Genomic DNA, 19,048 nt, shown 5'->3' with positions numbered 1-19,048 from the left:
GCTATGTGGAAAAACTATTTAAAGACGGCATTTCGGAATATTCTGAGGAACAGAGTTTACGCAGGTATGAATGTACTTGGGTTGACAATCGGTATTACGTGCTTTTCATTAATCCTGCTTTATGTAGAAAACGAATTGAGCTTCGATAATTTTCATGAAGAACAATCCTATAGATTTCTACTTAATGAACAAACTGGAGATGGAGACTCTAGAAGATTGGGCATCGTTTCCGCCAAGTCCCTAAATCAAATCGCTGATAATGTTGCTGGTATTGAAGATGTAATTCTTGTAAGAGATTGGGGAGCAGGCCCTCAAATGATCGAGTACAAGGATATCAAGTATAAAACGAGATCTCTTTTTGCTTCAGAATCAGACTTCTTCGACTATTTCAATTTTGAACTTTTAAGAGGAGATAAGACTACGGCACTCAGCGAACCAAATAATGTAATTCTTACAGAGTCGACCGCCAAGAAGATTTTCGGGACGGAGGACCCTATGGGCAAAACCTTGAAAGTCTCTGGTAACATGAACTTCTCATGGTTAGTAACAGGTATTGTTGAAGATCCCAAGAACTCGCACATGGAGTTTGAATTTATATTCAATTTCGATTTAAGAGATGAGGTGAACGACTACATTATTATGAGAGAAGGGTTTGCCAATTCTGTCTATGGTTTTTTCAAGTTTGCCGATGGTGTTGACCCTAAGGAGGCGGCAAAAAATGCCAAGGACTATTTCATTGATTTCTATAAAGACAGACCTGATGTTGTTACAAGTTTAGAGCGAGAGACTTATGAGTTCCAGTCGATTGGCAATATCTATTTTGAGTCGGGCGATATGGTTTTCAATGGTTTTAGAACTGGTGACAAGCAGAACCTCTATTTATTAGCCGCCATCGGAATCTTCATTCTCCTTATCGCATGTATGAACTATGTAAATGCAGCCACTGCTAAGGCAATCACCCGAGGAAAAGAGATTGGTGTTAGAAAGGTATTTGGTGCGTATCGAAGGCAATTGGTCATTCAGTTTATGGGGGAGGCTTTTATAATATCCCTGATATCAGTTTTGTTGTCTATGTTAACTACTGACATTTCACTGCCATTTTTTGAAAATCTGATGCAGACGGAGTTGAGGTATTCCTTGTTAGATAATCCTGTTTATCTGAGTAGTCTGGTAGTCATACTATTATCTGTAAATCTGGTTTCCGGAAGCTATCCAGCTTTGATTCTTAGCAATTTCAAGCCGTCAGATGTGCTAAAGAATTCAACAGGAAACGGCCTTTTAAAAGGGAACAACCTAAGAACACTTTTAATCGGAGTTCAACTTTTTATCACCATGGTATTAATAAGTTCTGTCTTGCTGATTGTCAAGCAAAGCAACTTTGTCAATAACATGGAACTGGGTTTCAGCAAAGATGATATTCTGATTGTCCCCAATAACTCCCCGAAACTTTCTGAACGACTTCAGACCTTTAAAACAGAGCTTCTTAAAAGTCCATATATCAAAGGGGTGACTAGTGGAATGGACGTATTGGGCTTTGAGTACACTAATAATTCTGGCGCAGCGATCATGGAGGGGACACCACCCTCAGAGGCACCTGTGGCTACTTTTTTCACTGTGGGGATGGACTTTATCGATATTCAAGATATTGAAATAGTATCGGGGCGCGGCTTTGATTCTAATCTAAGAACAGATAGTACGGCTATTATTGTCAATGAAGCCTTTGTTAGGGCCTATGGAGGAATTGACCCAGTTGGTAAAAATGTCAAACTGTGGTCTGCCCAGAATAGTGACACCCCTGTGATCGGTGTTGTTAAGGATTTCAATTTCAGATCGCTTAGGTCTGAAGTCTCACCGGCAGTTTTTCGAGTAAGTAGAGGTAGCAACTGGTTCTTTACTGTAAAGTTAGATGCCAGTAATAAGAAAACTGCCTTAGATCATATAAAAACAGTCTACACCTCAATAGAACCTGATTACCCAATGGATTACTGGTTTTTAGAAGATAACCTAAAAGCCTATTATGGCGAGGAAGAGAGGCTCCAAACTGCAATTAAGACATTTGCTTTCATATGTATTTTCATTGCTTGTTTGGGACTCTATGGTATGACAGCTTTTACACTCGAAAGAAAGATCAAGGAAATTGGTATTAGAAAAGTCCTTGGTGCCAAAGTAAAGCAACTGGTTTGGTTGGTAAACCAACGCTTTATCCCTATTGCGTTAATCGCAAGTTTAGTGTCAGTCCCGATCGTCTATTATTTCATTGAAAAATGGTTGGGGGGCTTTGCCTATCGCATCAACATTGGTGTTGGTAGCTTCTTGTTGGCCGGATTCATTGTCTTGGTGATTGTACTGGTGACAGTGAGTACACAAGCTGTGAGAGCAGGTATGGTTAACCCAATTAAAACACTAAGATCAGAGTAGCACTCAAATATTTAGCTTAAAACAACAACATTATGTTAAAAAACTATATCAAAATCGCATTCAGGTCACTTAGAAGGAATAGTGCGTATGCCCTGATCAATGTCTTTGGCTTAGCCATTGGTATTACTGGAGCAGCCTTATTACTAAACTTTGTAAGAAGCGAGTACGCCTTTGAAAGTCAACACGCCAAAGCTGATAGAATCGTAAGACCTTATGTACAGGATTTAGGTGCTGAGAAGCCAACATTCTATGCTAGTAACCCTGCCATTCTCGCCAAGACGCTTACTGATGAAATGGCTGATGTCGAGTCGTATACTTCCGTCAGTCAGTTTTTCGGTGGACAATTCAACTATCGCATAGACAATAAACGATATACAGAAAGAAATTACCTCGTTGCAGAGCATAGCTTTTTCGAGATTTTCGATTTTGAGTTTATCGCAGGTAGCTCGGAAACCGCGTTGTCCGGCCCAAATCAAGTTGTCCTAACGGCTTCTAAAGCCAAAAACCTGTTCGGTATTACCGATGCAATAGGTAAGACCTTGGAGTTTAATGGTTTGCCAGATTTTCAGGTGACCGGTGTAATAGCTGATAATGTTGGAGATACTCATTTAGAAGTAGATATTTTAGTTTCTCCTTCATTTCCAGGTGACCGATGGAATCAACAGAACACCGCATGGGGTAGTTTCGGCTCTTCATCTTACTTGCTATTGAAGGAAGGTGTGGATTTTGAAGATTTTAAGCTCAGGGCTGAAGCAATCTTAGAAGAGAGAATACCGGGTCCATTGAAGCAAAGAGTTGAATTCTTCTTCCAAGAGCTTAATGATATCCATTTTGAGTCAGGGAATATTGATCGTGATATAGCAGTTAACAAAGGAGATAAAAGTTATACCTACATCTTCATTGCAATAAGCATCTTCCTACTCCTCATTGCTTGTGTCAACTATATGAACTTAGCAACTTCTAAGGCAGTATTTAGGGCCAAGGAGATCGGTATTAGAAAAGTAGTAGGGGCAGTCAAGGGTCAATTGGTTGTACAATTTTTACTTGAATCTCTTTTGATTACTTCAATGGCTATGCTTTTGTCTATCGGAATGATTGATTTAGCGATGCCATTCTTCAATGATCTTACTGGTAGGTCTTTCGATTTTAGTTGGTCTACGTTGTTAGAGTATCTTCCGATGCTTTTTGGACTTACAGTTTTGGTTGCACTAATATCCGGTGTATACCCAGCGTTTTTTATGACAAGGCTGAAGACAGTCAATGTTCTAAAGGGGGAGAAATTAGCAGGTGGATCGTTTAAGGTAAGACAAGGCTTAGTGATCCTTCAGTTTGTATTGGGCATATTCATGATCATTTCGACATTGGTGGTGAACGATCAGATGAATTTCATTCAAACGAAGAACCTCGGTTTCGATCAAGAAAATGTGATCACTATTGATATCAATAATGGAGCCGTCAGACCTGTATTCAAGACTATGCAAAATGAGCTTGGCCAAATTCCAGGTGTGGAATCTGTGGGCGTTGCTAGCAGGGTTCCAGGCGAATGGAAGAACATCAATATTACCCAAGTTGTGAACCGGATGGAAAGTGGTGTAGTAGACACCGTTGAAATGTATTACATGGGCTTTGACCCGAATATGCTAGAAACATTGAATTTGAAAGTGGAACAAGGTGATTGGTTCAGCGGAAATGACTCATCTGACAGTACGAAAATCTTATTGAATAGAGCGGCTGTAGAGTCATTGGGTCTGGAACAGCCCTTAGGCTCAGTCATCAATATGGGCTGGGAGGGCAGAGCAAAAGGCAACTACACTGTCATAGGCGTTTTGGAAGACTTCAACTTCAAGTCCCTGCATACTGAGATTGAACCAATTATTATTGGTCCATGGAATAATGTAAATGGCTCTATTGACTATTTCTTACTTAAGATTAGTGGTGATCCATCAAGTATTATTGATCAGGCGACTCTGGTTCATGAGAAGTTCGACAATCGTACTGTAATGGAATACCACTTTTTAGACGACCAACTGGCGCTTTTCTATCAACAAGAGAAGCAGGCTAACGTGATTTTCAAAATTGGAGCAGGTTTGACGCTGCTGGTAGCTTGTTTAGGTCTCTTCGGCCTGGCTTCCTTCACTGTTCAGAAGCGGGTAAAGGAGCTCGGCATTCGCAAAGTATTAGGTGCTAGCGAGTGGAAGCTATTCTACTTGTTGTCAGGATCGTTTGTGAAGCAGGTGTTGATAGCTTTTCTCCTAGCCAGTCCAGTTGCCTTCTATTTCTTACGAAATTGGCTCGATAACTTTCAGTATCGTGTAAGCCTTGGAATAGGTGCCTTTTTGATATCTGCTGTTCTAGCACTTTTTGTAGCTCTACTAACTGTGAGTTACCGGTCTATAAGGGCTGCACATTCCAACCCAGTTGATTCACTGCGAAGCGAATAATTCCCATTACATATTGAATTACAAAGCGCCCCCGGGCGCTTTTTTATTTGTACAGTTCGATACTGCTTTATGACGATTGAATACACGGAAATTGTTAATAGCTGTTAATTAGTTGTACATATATGAAAGATATATTTCTTTTATATTTGTGTAACTAATAATTACACGGCTATGAAAGGAACATACTTAGGTGAATTTGAAGAGCTAGTCCTATTGACGGTAGGAGCATTATACCCTGAGGCATATGGGGTGGCGGTCATGGATGAGATAAAGAATGAGACGGGACGATCGGTCAATATAAGTGCAATTCATTCTGCTCTAAGACGACTGGATGAAAAAGGCTTTGTTAAAAGTGAAATGGGCGGAGCTACCAACGAAAGAGGAGGTAGACGCAAACGTTATTTCGAACTAACCTCTTTTGGTAAGAAGGCACTTGACGATGCCCAATCACTTAGGATGAAACTGTACAATCGAATTCCTGACATTTCATTTGGTCAAAATTGAATAAACGCCCACACATATCACCACCCAAATGGGCCGATCGCTTCTTAGAGCTCTATTGTAAGGAACAATTCCTTGAAGAAATACAAGGAGACGTTCATGAACTATTCGAAGCAAGAATCAATAAGCAGCCCCCAGTATTGGCAAAAGCCAAGTTCATCTGGGATGTACTGAGGTTCTTTAAGTGGTCAAATCTCAAGAAATCAAAAAGGTTAAACTCAAATATCATTACAATGACAAGGAACAATTTTAAGGTAGCAGCAAGGGTCCTTTGGAAACAGAAGACCAATACAGCACTCAACATTGGCAGTATTGCCATAGGTATGGCTTGCTTTATTCTCATTTCCCTATATGTTAGACAAGAACTAAGCTTTGATAAATTCCATGAGAAGGGCGATCGTATTTACAGAACCTGGGCCAAGGAAGACTACGGTGAGGGACAACAATTTTTCTATACTTCTTCTCCGTTGCCGTTAGCGGGCGCACTTGAGGCCAATATACCCGAAGTAGAAGCCACGGTTAGAGTAGACTACAATCGATTTTTAGTTGGAGAAGGCGAGAACCGAATCAATGAGTTGGTATCCATTGTATCACCAAACTTCTTCGATGTTTTCACTTTTAATCTGAATAAAGGCAATGCAGCCAAGCCCTTGGGCCGACAAGATGTGGTGCTTTCTGAGGAATATGCTCAGAAATACTTCGGTTCGGATGATGCTGTAGGCAAGGAGCTAGTACTTCAGATAGGCGATGAGCAGCTTTCTTATCAGGTTTCTGCGGTAATGGAGAATATGCCAAGGAATACTGGCTTTCAGGCCGATATGATAGTGTCTAATGAGGATATGGAACGCTTCTATAGTCCTCGTGCTTTACAAGCATGGTTTAATATTGCGCCAGAAACTTTCGTCTTGCTGAAGGAGAATGCAAGTGTAGAATCCGTTGAGGCTAAGTTGCCAGGTATGATTAGAACAGTATTGGCTGATGAGGTCCAGGAAGGCGAGTATGTATTGGGGCTTCAGCCTTTGACCGACATCCATTTGAATACTGATTTCCCAGCGGCCGCTATGCCCGTAGGCAACCCTAATTACGTCTACGTATTGGCAACTATCGGCCTTTTGGTATTGATTATGGCCTGTATGAATTACACTACTTTGTCAACCGGACAATCTATTAAGAGAGCTAAAGAAGTAGGTATTCGTAAGGTAGTGGGAGCACAAAAGAAAGGTTTGGTTTGGCAGTACCTGTCAGAAAGTTTGCTCATTACGGCTTTTGCCGCACTCACTGGTTTTGGACTGGCCTATCTGTTATTACCAACATTTAATCAGTTGGCAGGAACCCAAATTGCAATACCTGTCGATTACTCGAATGTAATTTTATTCTTAGGCATAGTACTGACAGTTGGAATATTGACAGGTCTGTATCCTGCGTTTGTCCTATCAAACCTCAAATTGCTTAGCGTGCTTAAAGGTGCTCAGAGTAGCAAAGGGGCAGGTTTTTTCAGAAAGTCTTTAATGGTTTTTCAGCTGCTGCTGACCATTTTTCTTATTTCAGGATCAATGGTGATGAGAAGCCAACTCAATTTCCTGCAAAATTCAGATTTGGGATACGAAAGAGAGGCCATGGTTTATGTAAACTTATATTCCAAACCGGATGCATCAGGTCTCATAGACAGAATCAATAGCGGTTTTGAAAATGCAGAGATTCTAAAGTCAAAGCTGCAGACGTATCCTGATATAAAGAGCATTGGTACGGCTAATCATATGTTCGGTACGTCTGGCTGGACAGGTCTAGGTTTTAGTGATAAACAAGGTCAATTCAGACAATTTTCTCTCCTTATTACGGATGCCTATTATAACTCTAGCTTTGGAATTGAGCTCGTTGCGGGAAGAGATTTTGACCCAGAACTAGAAATTGATAAGACAGAGTCCATTATTATTAATGAAGCGGCAGCGGCATACTTTTTTAATACTGAAAGCCCACTGGGAAAACAATTGCCTGGCAACGATTTCGGAACGCACCGCATAGTGGGTGTGGTAAAAGATTTCAATTTTCAATCACTCCACACTGAAGTAAGCCCGTTAATAATTACTCAGAATGCGCGTCCAATGGTACAAGGTGCAAGTGACTTTAGCATAAATTCCAGTCCAATACCAAAGGTATTTTTCAAGTATACTGGTAATAGCCTACTTGGAGTTCAAAGCCTTTTAGAAGAGACTTGGGCAGGTACATTTCCCAATGAAGAATTGAGCTTTAGCTTTATCGATGAGAGACTAAGACTGATGTACGAGAATGAGTCTAGGGTAAATCAAATTGCAGGTATTGCGACCATCATCAGTATTTTGATTGCTTCATTTGGATTGTTGGGACTTACCATAATGGTAGTCAATAATAAGATCAAAGAGATTGGAATTAGAAAGGTTTTGGGAGCTCCAACCTTTACCATCTTAAGTATGCTTCTAAGACAATTCAGTCAACAACTGATCTTAGCCTTTATAATATCTATTCCTATTACCTGGTACCTAATGAACCAGTGGTTGAGCGATTTTGCCTACCGAGTTGATGTGGGGGTAATGGTATTTCTAATCAGTGGTGTGCTCTCTTTCTCTATTATGTTTTTGGTAATCAGCTACCATGCAGTGAGAGCCTCAAGATCTAACCCTATTAAAGCTCTTCGAGTGGAATAATTAACTTAGGATTGTAGCAATATGTGAGAGTTCTTTTTCGGTAAGATCGTTTTGTATCTGCTGAAAGAGAACTCTTTCTTCTTTACGAACATGTGTTTCCAATAAATTCCCTATTTGGTTAAGTGTAGATTCAGAATTATTCATACTAAGCGCAATGAACAATTCATGTAACTGTATCCGTTCGGCAGTCAGTTCGTCAATAATGGTTTTCAGTTCATTTGATCGGTTTGAAATATAATTCCATAGCCGTTCTTCTAATTCAAAATGCTTTTTGAGAGGGCCATCATAAAAGGAAATCGCATAATCAATTTTGCCAAGGATATCTGTTGGGTAGCCTTTGACCTCCGGAGAGTTTTCCTTCGCAATCAGTGCCAAAAAAAGGCATGAACGATGAAATCGTGATAGCAGAACCAGAGAATCGTGTCGTTTCATTTACTGAGAGATGGAATGACCCAAGAGTAGCTATACCACGACCATTCTCCCTTGCGATTAGGAACAGTTATGGTAAACAAAGTTCTTCTTCTGTCGATTGGTGATTTGGGAGATATTGTGAGCTTAGCCAAACCATCTTTCCCAACGGTTAATGATTTATTGGCCTCGTTGCCTTGAACAAAAACCTGAAGACTTTTGACGTCTAAATCCCCCTCATTAAAGCTAACAATGATTCTTGGGGCCTTTTCAGAGCCCATACTGCCTGTTTTATATACCTCAATGCCATTCACATCAAGAGCATTCACATTCAACTTTTCTTTAAAAGCCTTCATATCAGCAAAGTCATTTGACATGGGGAAACGAGGTAGGCTAAAGCGATCTGACTGCAGGTAGATTACTCCTGAATTTTGTGCCGATGCACTTGTGTATCCCAGAGAATCAAGAACATTAGCCATGTCTTGATTCCATTCGCCATAAGGATAAGCATAGGTCTTCGGAAGATGCTTCAAACCATTTTCGAATGCCTTATTACTCTGGTCTAAATCATTGATAAAGTCTCTCATCTCAAAATCATTCAGGAAATAGGGGTGAGCATGAGAATGGTTGCCTATTTCTATTCCAGCTTCCTGAACTTCTTTGAGCTCGTCCCAATCCATAAAATCAGAAGCCCCGACAGTTTTCGTATTTACATACAAAGTGGCTGCGAATCCGTACTGCTTCAAAAGTGGCCATCCATTGATATAGAAACTCTTATAGGCATCGTCAATAGTGATTACTGCTATTTTAGAGTCCTTATCTTGTTCTTTTAATCCGATTAATGCCTCGCCAAGACTAAGCACCAAATAACCATTGTCTTTTAGGAATATGAGTTGCTCTTCAAATTTGTCTAAGTCAATATTTGTTGATGGAAATCGATCATCACCAAAACGATGGTAAACGAAGGCAGAAATATTGGCCTGTTGGAATGCGAAACACAGAGAACTTTGAGAAAAGAAGCACAGCAAAAGAATGAGTCCTTTCATTCTTCTACCACTTTGGAAACAAAATAACTTGGGTCTATGCTATAGTTATCATACTGTTCAAACTCGTTGAATTTGATCATTGACCTTAGTTGTCTTACGTATTCTTCCTTACGCTCGGAATACTGACTGAGAAGAGGTAATAGGGCATCAATATCGCTTGTTTCCATTCTCTTCTTTCTGAAAGCTGTATATGGTTTAGCACGACCTATAGTTTGGAAGTAATCGATAATAGATTCAGATAAGTTATCATAACTCCGCAAGTAAACCTGGTAGTCCAGCCGGCTTACACTAGCTCTAATTCTCGGCTCATTGGCACGGTAAGACCAAATACCGAATAAGTTATTCGCTTCTTTGAAAAATCTGGATTTGCCCCATCCCGATTCAACAGCCGCTTGTGCTAAAACAATGCTATTGGGATGGGTCCGAAGTCTTCTATCAAGAAGGGTGATATCATCCGTGCGATAGGCTTTGCTTAAATGCTGCAGAAAAGTGCTGTCTGCTGCTGACCATTCTAAAGCATTTGTAAGGGCGGCCAGTCTTAATCTATCCTCTTCGATTTTATGTTTAGCGACCAGAATAGCAGGTAATATGAGTTGAACAAACCTGGTCTTGTCTTCAAATGGGGGCAAAGGACGCAGGCTCGTTACCTTAGTATAAAGGATTGGCTTTACAAGTCCTGATGAAATAGGCTCAATATCTGTTGGGTTATTTACTTCCCTTACTTCAGTTTGCAGCACCGTGACCTGTTCTGGCTCAATTACATCATCCTTTTTGGAATTAGCCAGGACAAGAACAACAAGTGCAATGGAAAAGAATGAAACAACTTTAACTTCGCCAGACATCCGGCAAAGGTACCCATTTTCCTAATGGTATATATGAAGTATCTTGGTTCAGATGACTTCAGTTTTTCTGAAAGACAAAACCCATTCTCTTATTGCCTCCGTCCGAGATAATGGCAGTAAGCGTCCCGTCTTTCAATTCGTAGCTTATCATTTTCGGGAAGTCATGCTCAGGGTTTTCGCTGACAAAGCCTGAGTCGTTAAACTTGGTAATTTTAAAATAAGTAGGGGTCGCATTCTCTTTTACATCGGCCACATAATAAACTGCGTCATCCTTCATTTCAATCCTTAGTTTTTCAACAAAGGTCGTATCGCTTCCTTTCATACTAACGCCAATACCTTCGAAAACATACTTGGAAGTTCGACTCCATGTTTCTGTTGCGGTTACCCATGGGCGGACATTGGTTCGGTTCCATTCACCTAGAATCCATTCGAGCTTTTGCAATTGCTTTTCTGTTGAATCATTGGGTTTAGATTGAGCAAATGTGAAACAGTATGTTGAAAGGACTAAAAGAAAGGATAGGATGATTCTTTTCATTGTTTTTGATGCCCAAATTATGGCCTCTTCAGTGCCTTGTATTGTAAAAAGCCGACATCTATTGATTTAGGTGAAAATTGGCCATGTTCTTTTCGTTAAAGCCATAGGCTGAGGGATCTTCACCAGTAAATTCTTTGAAATTTTTGATAAAGTGAGATTGATCATAAAAGCCCGAGGCATAAACAAGATCACTCCAAGAGTTATCCTGATTTTGCATCAACTCGAAAATATGAGCAAACCTTACGATTCGAGCATAAAATTTGGGACTCAAGCCCACATATTTAGAAAACTGCCTTTCAAGATGTCTTTCACTAATTCCTATTTCTTGACAAAGCTTTGAGATTGAAATTCCTCCTTTGGTATTTAGGGTTTCCAATACGGCAACTTCTACTGCACTTTGCTCTTTTGAGACATTAGATAGTTGGTTCTTGACTATGTCTTCGAAGGAATTTATGAATAAATCTTTGCCTTCCAGACTAGCCTTTGGAAGATGTTGAGTCAAGTCGATGTCTAATGTTGAGATTGGTTTTACATTGTCCTTGAACAGAGACATGTCTATACCGAAGAGTTGAGTCAGCGAAGTAGGCATGAGCTTGATGCCAATCATTCCTGACTTCCCGGTGTTTTCTAGGAAAAAGTGTTTTCTAATCTGGCCAGCAGTCAATTCGCTTTCCTGCGTATACCATTCGCCATCAATGTTTATACGATAAGGATCACCATAATGAAAAATTAACTCAGGGTAGCCATCAGGTATGATTTTTTGCCTGTGCTGTGTTGCATCGCCTTCGCTATCAATAAGCCAGTAGGACTTAATGAAACGGGATAGGCTAAGGGAAGGAGCTATATGTTCGTAGATCATTGCAACGAGATTGAATCCACTAAGATAAGATCAATAAATATTCGAAATGAATGTAACGATTTAGAAAGTTCTCAGTCTATTGTTTACAAATGTTAGGAAAATGAATTCCATAATGTTTACAATTGTTATGAATATTGCTTTCTTTGAATTATGAAAGGAATACATCTAGGTGAATTTGAAGAGCTGGTCTTGCTGGCAGTTGCTTCTCTTGATGAGAATGCATATGCCGTTAGTATACAGTCTGAACTGTTAGAAAGGGTTGGACGCAAGTCTAATATTTCTGCAGTCCATACCGCACTTTATCGTATGGAAGACAAAGGCCTTGTAGAATCCTCAAGAGGAGGAGCTGAGGCTAAGCGTGGCGGAAAGAACAAGCGGCTATTCAAGGTTACCAATTTCGGCATTAATATGCTTAAGGAGTCTAAGGAGAAGCGTGAGTCTTTTTGGAAGACGTTACCACAAATATCAACCACATCTTGAGACTGAATAATCCTCCAAAATATAGTCGAAGGTTTCTGAAATGGGTCATTTCAGAAGAACTATTCGATGATATTGATGGTGATTTGATGGAGCTTTTTCATGAAAGGGCAACCACAGCGAACATCTGGAAAGCGAAGTCCTTGTACTTACAAGATGTCCTACTTTCCACACGCAACATCTATTTAAGAAGAAAACTCAAATTTTATAATCCACTGGTCATGTACAAAAACTATTTAAAAATCGCATTCAGAAACCTTTTGAAATACAAGGGTTACTCATTTATCAATATTTTCGGCCTTGCCTTGGGAATGGCCTCCTGCTTACTTATTCTATTATTTGTCAATAATGAAGTGAGTTTTGACGGTTTTCATGAAAAGAAAGCCAATATCTATCGCCTTGATGAAGTCCAAACTTTTGGCGCTGTTTCTGCGCAGAAAGTTGCGCTTTCTATGTATCCAATGGGGCCAAACTTACTGGCAGATTATCCAGAGGTTGTCGATTTTACACGGTACTGGACTATGGGGCGCACCTTAGTAGAGCATGAGAATCAACAGCACTACATTGGAGAGATAGCCAGAGTTGATACATCCTTCTTAGAGATGTTCGATTTCAAATTGGTAAGAGGAAACATCGATGAAGCATTTCAAGAGATGTTTGATTTGGTGATTAGCGAAAGCATTGCCGAGCGCTTGTTTGGAGATGAAGATCCAATTGGAAAACTCCTTAAACTGCCTAATGACGATGTAAACTTAAAGGTGACGGCTGTCATGGCCGATGTTCCGGATAACTCTCACCTTCAGTTTGATGCTCTTTTGAGTACCAAAGCTTGGGATAGCGAGCAACGACAAAACGGGTGGGGCTCTAATTATCTCAATACTTATTTGCAGCTAGCACCTGGTGTAGACATCGCATCACTTGAAGCCAAGTTTGATGACTTCCTTGTGAAATTTATGGGAGAAGAGGCTTTAGATTACTATGAGTTATTCCTTCAGCCGCTTTCTGATGTCCATCTAGGTTCAATGGACATTACGCACGACTATAATAATCATAAAAAGTTTGCCCGGAGCTCAGTCAATATCTTTGTAATACTGGCTGTTTTTGTACTTCTCATAGCTAGTATAAATTTCATGAACCTTTCGACCGCCAGAGCAGCAACGAGGTCTAGAGAAGTGGGGGTTCGAAAATCGGTAGGGGCTTTCAAAGGACAAATTACGGGTCAATTTGTAGCTGAGTCCATTGTTCTTACCATTATAGCTTTACTCATCGCTTTTGGTCTGTGTTTCGTTTCTATCAATTCACTTATCCAAATTATTGATAGAGACCTAAGTATGTCTCTGTTTTTTCAGCCGGTAAACCTTCTTGTTGTAATGGCAATCACCGTTCTCATAGGGCTTCTATCCGGTATTTATCCAGCCTTGGTTATGTCTGGGTTCAACCCAGTTATGGCTTTAAAGGGGAGTGGTACCGCGAACAGCAAATCTTGGTTTAGAAATGCCTTAGTGGTTTTTCAATATGCCATAGCTATAGCTATTATTATCGGTACTTCTGTAGCGACACGTCAGTTGAACTACATGCAGAACCTTGATCTTGGCTTTGATAAGGAATTAACGGTGGTGATGAATATGTACCAAGAAACGAATGATAAGTATGAGTTACTGTCAAGTGAACTCAAAAATCAATCAAACATCTTGGACGTGACTGCTACAAGTCAACGTCTAGGTAATAACCTTCATCAAACCTCAATGCAATATAGAGCTGACACCGCTCTAATTACCGGCTCCAGTTCTTTTGTTCAAGTAGATCATAACTTCTTTGATTTCTACAAAATGGAAATTCTTGAGGGTCGAGCGTTAAGCAAAGAGTTTGCCGCAGATGAAAGGGGAAGAAGCTTTGTGGTGAATGAAACTCTAGCAAGAGAACTTGGTGCAAATGGTCATGATGTTGTCGGCATGCCTTTTCATTTTGGAGGAGTCGACACGCTGGGTCAAATTGTAGGTATTGCCAAAGACTTCAATTACAATAAACTGAACCTTAAGGTAGAGCCACTTTTCATGACTAGCCCTACTGAAAACTATTGGAGTGAGGTTAATGTCAAGATTAAGGCAGGGAATTTGCAAACAGCAGTTCAGGAAATCGAAACTGTATGGACTTCTCTATTTCCTCAAAGACCATTTGAATATGAATTTCTTGATCAGCACTTTAGCCGCCTATATCAGTCTGAGCAGCAGCTGACAAAAGTCATTAGCATTCTTTCAGGCTTGGCCATAATTATAGCCTCTCTAGGGTTATTCGGTTTAGCATCTTTCACCGTACGTCAAAGACTAAAAGAAATGGGGATCAGAAAAGTGCTTGGTGCCTCGGTCGGTCAAATCGTCATGATTTTATCAAAGAAGTTCACACTATTGGTACTAATAGCGTTCTTAATAGCCGCTCCCGTTACTTACTTCCTTATGAGTGGATGGTTAGATGGTTACACTTATAAAATCAGCATCGGAGTGATTGTTTTTCTAGTGGTAGGGCTTGGCTCTTGGCTGATTGCTTTGTTGACGGTAAGCGTGCAGTCCTTTAGGGTTGCCAAGTCTAATCCTGTAGATACATTGAGGATTGAATAGGTTTTTAAAGTTTTTTGCGTCTTTCTTTTGATTCACCGTCTACGGGGTGAATCAAAAGAAAAGACATGAAAAGATTACACGTCAATTTAAGAGTAGATAGCATAGATAAGTCTGTTGGTTTCTACAGCGCATTGTTCAGTGCCAACCCAACTGTTCAGAAACCTGATTATGCTAAATGGATGCTAGAAGATCCGAGAGTAAATTTTTCTATCTCATTAACTAATAATGAACCTGGAATAGAACACCTAGGTATTCAAGCGGAAACAGAACCTGAGTTATCTGATTTGTATAAGGCAATTGATTTAGCCGAAGGAACAGTCCGACCTGAAGGTGATACAGTTTGTTGCTATGCTCAATCTAATAAATCATGGATTAAGGATCCACAGGGTGTGGAGTGGGAGATTTTCCATACCTATGGAGAATCTGAAGTGAACAAAATTGTAGATTCGGCATGTTGTGACGATAATTGTTGTAGCGTATGAATCCCAGTTGCCAAGTAGTTGCCCCTGTATTTCAAGAGTACAGAACTATACTGACCCGGTTTATCCAGAGCCGGGTCAATGACCCTCTGGAAAGCGAGGAATTGCTAAGCCTTGTTATGATGAAGATTTACGACAATTGTGAGAAGGTTGAAGGAGTTAGAAACATCGAGGCATGGTTGATTACGATCGCCAGAAACACTATTACAGACTACTTTAGAGAACAACAAAAGATTACAAAAAAGGAGCTGGATATAAACATAGTGGATGAACCTTCCCAAGCACTCTATGAAGAACTTGAATCTTGTGTGCCCTCTCTTATTCAAAAATTGCCCGAGAAGTATGCCAGGCCTTTGGCCGATTATGAACTCAAGGGTATTCCTCAGAAGGAATTAGCGATTGTCTATGGTTTGAGTGAGTCTGGCCTGAAATCTAGAGTTCAGCGAGGTAGAATTATGCTCAAAGCACTTTTTACTGAGTATTGTGGACACCTTGTGGTGGAACAAGGGTGTTCGGATTGTAGTGATTGCTAATCGAAGGGCAATAAATCTGGTTCTAAGAAGTGCTTTCCTGCCTCTTTATTATTGAAAATGTCAAAGCTATAATGTGCTTTGATTAAGCCAAGAAAGCTATGTTTTAGCCTTGGCTCTTGCTTGAGCAGCTCTGGAAAATTGGTGGCTGGATGCTTCAGCATGAAATGGTAAACTGCCCTAGTTGCTGCGACAGTCAATGTTTTATTGAACTTCTGCGACTCGCCTAAGAACGATGCATAATCTCTTATCTGTTTACAAAGGTTATCCATTGCCGTCTCAATTCCGTACTTGCTTATGTGTATCCATGCTAGCCTAAGGTGCGCCTCATGTGTAAACCATTTTGAGGGCATTCTCATTTTATTAAAGTTTAGCTCAAATTCAGTATCACTTAATTGGTAATGGGCCTCCATGGATTTACATTTGGATTTAGGGACAAGTTAAAACCTTCAAAGCTGTTGCGAAACTTTTTTACAAATAACAAAGAGTCATTAAACCTCATCCGAGATTACATAGTTGGATGGCTTATCGCACTGACGTTTTGGGTAATAGTCAGAAATGTTGGTGTAATCCCAGATACACCAGCTCAACCTACCGTCTGGCACAATATTCGACTGGTTATAGTCTTTGGTACCTTAGCGGGGATACTTTTCGGCATAGCTCAGTTAAAGCTTGAAAGGTATCTCTATCGGAGAGTGCCTTTATGGAGGCTGGGCTTGTATGGTCTGTTGACGGATGCCTTCATTATGACGGTCATCTTCGCTCTTGCCTATCGCTTTTTTAAAAACATAGTTGGCTTTGATCAAGAGGTGTCATTCCTTGAGTTTATTCAGAATCCATCTGCAGTTTTAACTTTCTTCTATTCGATTCTAGTGAGTTTTGTTTTGGCGGCCATTCGACAGCTAAACCTTTTGTTGGGTAGGGGAAATCTTCTGAGGTTCATAAAGGGAGATTTCTATGAGCCTAGGGTCGAAAATAGAGTTTTCATGTTTGTTGATCTTCGTGACTCTACAGGTATAGCAGAAAAACTGGGACATATTCGTTATAGCAGTTTTTTACAAGACTGTTTTTATGACCTGCACGTAGTACAGCGGTATGGCGCTGAGGTATATCAATATGTCGGAGATGAGGTCGTATTGAGTTGGCGAATCAGGGAGAAAATGGACTTCAGAAAGTGTCTAGATGCTTTTTGGGCCTTTGAAGACCAGTTGATAAGTCGATCTAAATTTTATTTCGATAAGTATGGTATACAACCGAAATTCAAAGCTGGATTACACTTTGGAGAGGTTACAACAGCCGAAGTTGGAGAAATCAAAAGAGAGATAGCGTATCATGGTGATACAATGAACATCGCTGCTCGAATTCAGGAAAAGTGCAACCATTTCGAAAAGACCTTATTGATATCAGAATATGTGCATTCGGCACTTGATTCTAATGGAGCATGTGATTTTGAGTTGATGGGCGAAGAGTTATTAAGAGGAAAGCAGCAGGGCGTTAGAATCTATGCTGTGAATCGAAAATAGTTTCAGGACTGACTGACTTTTTCTATTACTATATCAGCGAAACTTTTACCTTCTATCTGAGCATCAACCCAACTTATAAAGTCAAAATACAAAAGCGGCTTCGAAGCAAGTGGGTTTTTCTGAATACCAACAAGGTTCTTTCGCAATGACACTAATGATGCCTTTAAATCCTGAGGGAAAATATCACCCAATTCGGCAATGAAGTTCAGGAATGAGGTCTGGAATTCTCCAAGTCCGTCTTCTTTCTTTATGTAAATCAATGCTGACTTAATCTTTTGCTCCATATCTTCCTCTTCACCTAGATTGTAGTCTACTAGGATATCAATAATGCGAGCAAAACCCTTTAGATCTCCTCTTAAGTGATCCCTGTCATGTATTAGCTTGTTCAGATATAATCTCGATTTATCATAATCCTCTAAGGCGAAATAGTAAACCCCAGCCTTATAGTAGATTACAGTGAGGTTATGCTGATCAATAAATGATCTATGCTGCTCTACTCGATCAATGTTCTCTTCAATTTGTGTCTGGCTGGCTTCAAAACTGCCTTCCAAAAAAACCTTGTTGAGGGTTTGCATGGCTTTGTATTTTACGAGCAAGGCATGTGTATTACTAGCCAGGGTAGGTCCTTCTTCCTTTTCAAAATGGGTCAGTTCCTCATAGTAGGTTTGAAATTTATTGAAGTCATCAATTCTAAAAGCTGATTGCAGCAGTCGATTAAGCCCTTTGAGGAAGCCGGCACGTCTCTTTTTATCCAGTCCCGTTTCTTTGAAAATATTTACCCATTTCTCCGCATATTTTACACAAGATGCAAAGTCGTGGGAGAGATATGAAAACCAATAGGAAGCCCGGTAGAGATAGAATTTCTCGTTAAAAGCGAGCTCAGACTCTTTATGGTCAGGGAGATTGGTATAAAAAAGAGCACGCAGATTGTTCAATTCTCTCTCACTCTTTACCATTCCCTTTTCAATAAATCGGGCTTTCATCTTAATGGCCAATGTGAAAAATTTCTGCACGTTGCTGAAGCGAAGCATGGCTTGATCGGTCTGCTCGTCTAAGGCTTTCACATAATCTTCTTCCAAGTCGAAAACCTGCTGAGACCGGATTTGCTTTTCATAATCAAGTAAAGAAAGTTGAAATAGGTCTTTTCTATAATTGCCAGTGGTATTCTTAGCTCTGTTCAATAGACGTAAACTCTGATGATAGAGTCCTTTTTTGTACAGTAAGCGTATGTAATCGAGCTGCTCCCTAAGCTCTATGTCAATATCATGTTTTAAGTTAGAGATCCTTAAGCTTGCCAGTATTTGGCCGTACAAGTGAGACTTTAGATTGGAGAACTGACTCGCACTCATATCGGATAGCCGCTTTTTGATTACCTCTTCATCATAGCTGGCCATCTTTTCCATTTGATCGAATAGCCTTATGAATTTAGAATCACTAGTTGCTCCAGATCTTTTAACGAAGAGTTTAAAGCCACGCTTTTCAGATTTACTCAAGGAGTGTATTAGCTCAAAAAGTAACTGCTCATTTGGTGTTTTGGACATAAAACTTCAATGACATTTAGTGCTCTGATAATCAGTGATATAAGAGGAGTTTTTGATGCTTTGGGCATCATATTGTCACTTGCTTTCACCTCTGACTATCTTGTCAAATTAGATAAATTCCTAATTGGCAATTCTAAGAACCGAAGACATTC

The 19,048-nt window shown here is 40.1% G+C and carries 16 protein-coding genes; 9 read left to right on the top strand and 7 right to left on the bottom strand.

The features are described from left to right. Positions 1 to 3: 3 nt before the first annotated feature. From J4E76_RS03180 to J4E76_RS03165, 4 genes are all read left to right on the top strand, one after another. The gene (locus J4E76_RS03180; protein ID WP_208501201.1) at positions 4 to 2,418 is read left to right on the top strand and encodes an ABC transporter permease; all 2,415 of its coding nucleotides are present in this window, start codon (positions 4 to 6) and stop codon (positions 2,416 to 2,418) included. A 32-nt stretch (positions 2,419 to 2,450) separates the two neighbouring features. After that, positions 2,451 to 4,859 carry an ABC transporter permease gene (locus J4E76_RS03175; protein WP_208501200.1) on the top strand — a complete coding sequence of 803 codons (2,409 nt, stop codon included), beginning with the start codon at positions 2,451 to 2,453 and terminating at the stop codon, positions 4,857 to 4,859. Positions 4,860 to 5,030: 171 nt separating this feature from the next. Then, positions 5,031 to 5,363, top strand: coding sequence for a PadR family transcriptional regulator (locus J4E76_RS03170; RefSeq protein WP_208501199.1), 333 nt, complete (start codon positions 5,031 to 5,033; stop codon positions 5,361 to 5,363). Then, positions 5,360 to 8,041, top strand: a complete 2,682-nt coding sequence (locus J4E76_RS03165) for an ABC transporter permease (RefSeq protein WP_208501198.1) — start codon at positions 5,360 to 5,362, stop codon at positions 8,039 to 8,041. Before J4E76_RS03170 ends, J4E76_RS03165 begins: the two co-directional genes overlap by 4 nt. Here the strand turns inward: J4E76_RS03165 and J4E76_RS03160 are convergent, their stop codons facing one another. Genes J4E76_RS03160 through J4E76_RS03140 form a run of 5 tightly spaced genes read right to left on the bottom strand, consistent with a single transcriptional unit; the run spans position 8,042 to position 11,731 of the window. After that, complete coding sequence (locus J4E76_RS03160) at positions 8,042 to 8,473, bottom strand: hemerythrin domain-containing protein (protein ID WP_208501197.1); 432 nt, start codon at positions 8,471 to 8,473, stop codon at positions 8,042 to 8,044. Beyond that, positions 8,470 to 9,495, bottom strand: a complete 1,026-nt coding sequence (locus J4E76_RS03155) for a polysaccharide deacetylase family protein (RefSeq protein WP_208501196.1) — start codon at positions 9,493 to 9,495, stop codon at positions 8,470 to 8,472. The genes J4E76_RS03160 and J4E76_RS03155 overlap by 4 nt, the downstream gene beginning before the upstream one ends. Continuing rightward, on the bottom strand, positions 9,492 to 10,337 hold the full coding sequence (locus J4E76_RS03150) for a glucosaminidase domain-containing protein (protein ID WP_208501195.1): 846 nt from the start codon (positions 10,335 to 10,337) through the stop codon (positions 9,492 to 9,494). Before J4E76_RS03150 ends, J4E76_RS03155 begins: the two co-directional genes overlap by 4 nt. 58 nt (positions 10,338 to 10,395) lie before the next feature. After that, a complete protein-coding gene (locus J4E76_RS03145) occupies positions 10,396 to 10,872 on the bottom strand; it encodes a DUF6265 family protein (RefSeq protein WP_208501194.1) in 477 nt (158 codons plus the stop codon). Between the two features lie 58 nt (positions 10,873 to 10,930). Beyond that, on the bottom strand, positions 10,931 to 11,731 hold the full coding sequence (locus tag J4E76_RS03140; RefSeq protein ID WP_208501193.1) for a helix-turn-helix domain-containing protein: 801 nt from the start codon (positions 11,729 to 11,731) through the stop codon (positions 10,931 to 10,933). Between the two features lie 150 nt (positions 11,732 to 11,881). Between J4E76_RS03140 and J4E76_RS03135 the strand changes: the two genes are divergently transcribed. From J4E76_RS03135 to J4E76_RS03120, 4 genes are all read left to right on the top strand, one after another. Beyond that, the gene (locus J4E76_RS03135) at positions 11,882 to 12,211 is read left to right on the top strand and encodes a PadR family transcriptional regulator (protein ID WP_208501191.1); all 330 of its coding nucleotides are present in this window, start codon (positions 11,882 to 11,884) and stop codon (positions 12,209 to 12,211) included. Continuing rightward, on the top strand, positions 12,208 to 14,823 hold the full coding sequence (locus J4E76_RS03130; protein WP_208501189.1) for an ABC transporter permease: 2,616 nt from the start codon (positions 12,208 to 12,210) through the stop codon (positions 14,821 to 14,823). The genes J4E76_RS03135 and J4E76_RS03130 overlap by 4 nt, the downstream gene beginning before the upstream one ends. A gap of 65 nt (positions 14,824 to 14,888) precedes the next feature. After that, positions 14,889 to 15,305 (top strand): ArsI/CadI family heavy metal resistance metalloenzyme, encoded by a 417-nt coding sequence (locus J4E76_RS03125; RefSeq protein ID WP_208501187.1) that lies wholly within the window; start codon positions 14,889 to 14,891, stop codon positions 15,303 to 15,305. Next, positions 15,302 to 15,835 (top strand): sigma-70 family RNA polymerase sigma factor, encoded by a 534-nt coding sequence (locus tag J4E76_RS03120; protein ID WP_208501186.1) that lies wholly within the window; start codon positions 15,302 to 15,304, stop codon positions 15,833 to 15,835. Before J4E76_RS03125 ends, J4E76_RS03120 begins: the two co-directional genes overlap by 4 nt. On the opposite strand, the gene J4E76_RS03115 is transcribed toward J4E76_RS03120, so the two are convergent. Then, positions 15,832 to 16,191 (bottom strand): hypothetical protein, encoded by a 360-nt coding sequence (locus J4E76_RS03115; protein WP_208501184.1) that lies wholly within the window; start codon positions 16,189 to 16,191, stop codon positions 15,832 to 15,834. The genes J4E76_RS03120 and J4E76_RS03115 overlap by 4 nt on opposite strands. Before the next feature lie 99 nt (positions 16,192 to 16,290). On the opposite strand from J4E76_RS03115, the gene J4E76_RS03110 reads away from it, so the two are divergent. Beyond that, positions 16,291 to 17,355: an adenylate/guanylate cyclase domain-containing protein gene (locus tag J4E76_RS03110; protein ID WP_208501183.1), complete on the top strand. Its 1,065-nt coding sequence runs from the start codon at positions 16,291 to 16,293 to the stop codon at positions 17,353 to 17,355. Positions 17,356 to 17,357: 2 nt separating this feature from the next. Here the strand turns inward: J4E76_RS03110 and J4E76_RS03105 are convergent, their stop codons facing one another. Further along, positions 17,358 to 18,896, bottom strand: a complete 1,539-nt coding sequence (locus tag J4E76_RS03105; RefSeq protein WP_208501182.1) for a hypothetical protein — start codon at positions 18,894 to 18,896, stop codon at positions 17,358 to 17,360. Positions 18,897 to 19,048 lie beyond the last annotated feature (152 nt).

Source organism: Roseivirga sp. E12, from assembly GCF_017592825.1.
Taxonomy (GTDB): Bacteria; Bacteroidota; Bacteroidia; order Cytophagales; family Cyclobacteriaceae; genus Roseivirga.
The sequence above is the reverse complement of the archived record's forward strand: the minus strand, read 5'-3'. Positions and strand labels throughout refer to the sequence as shown.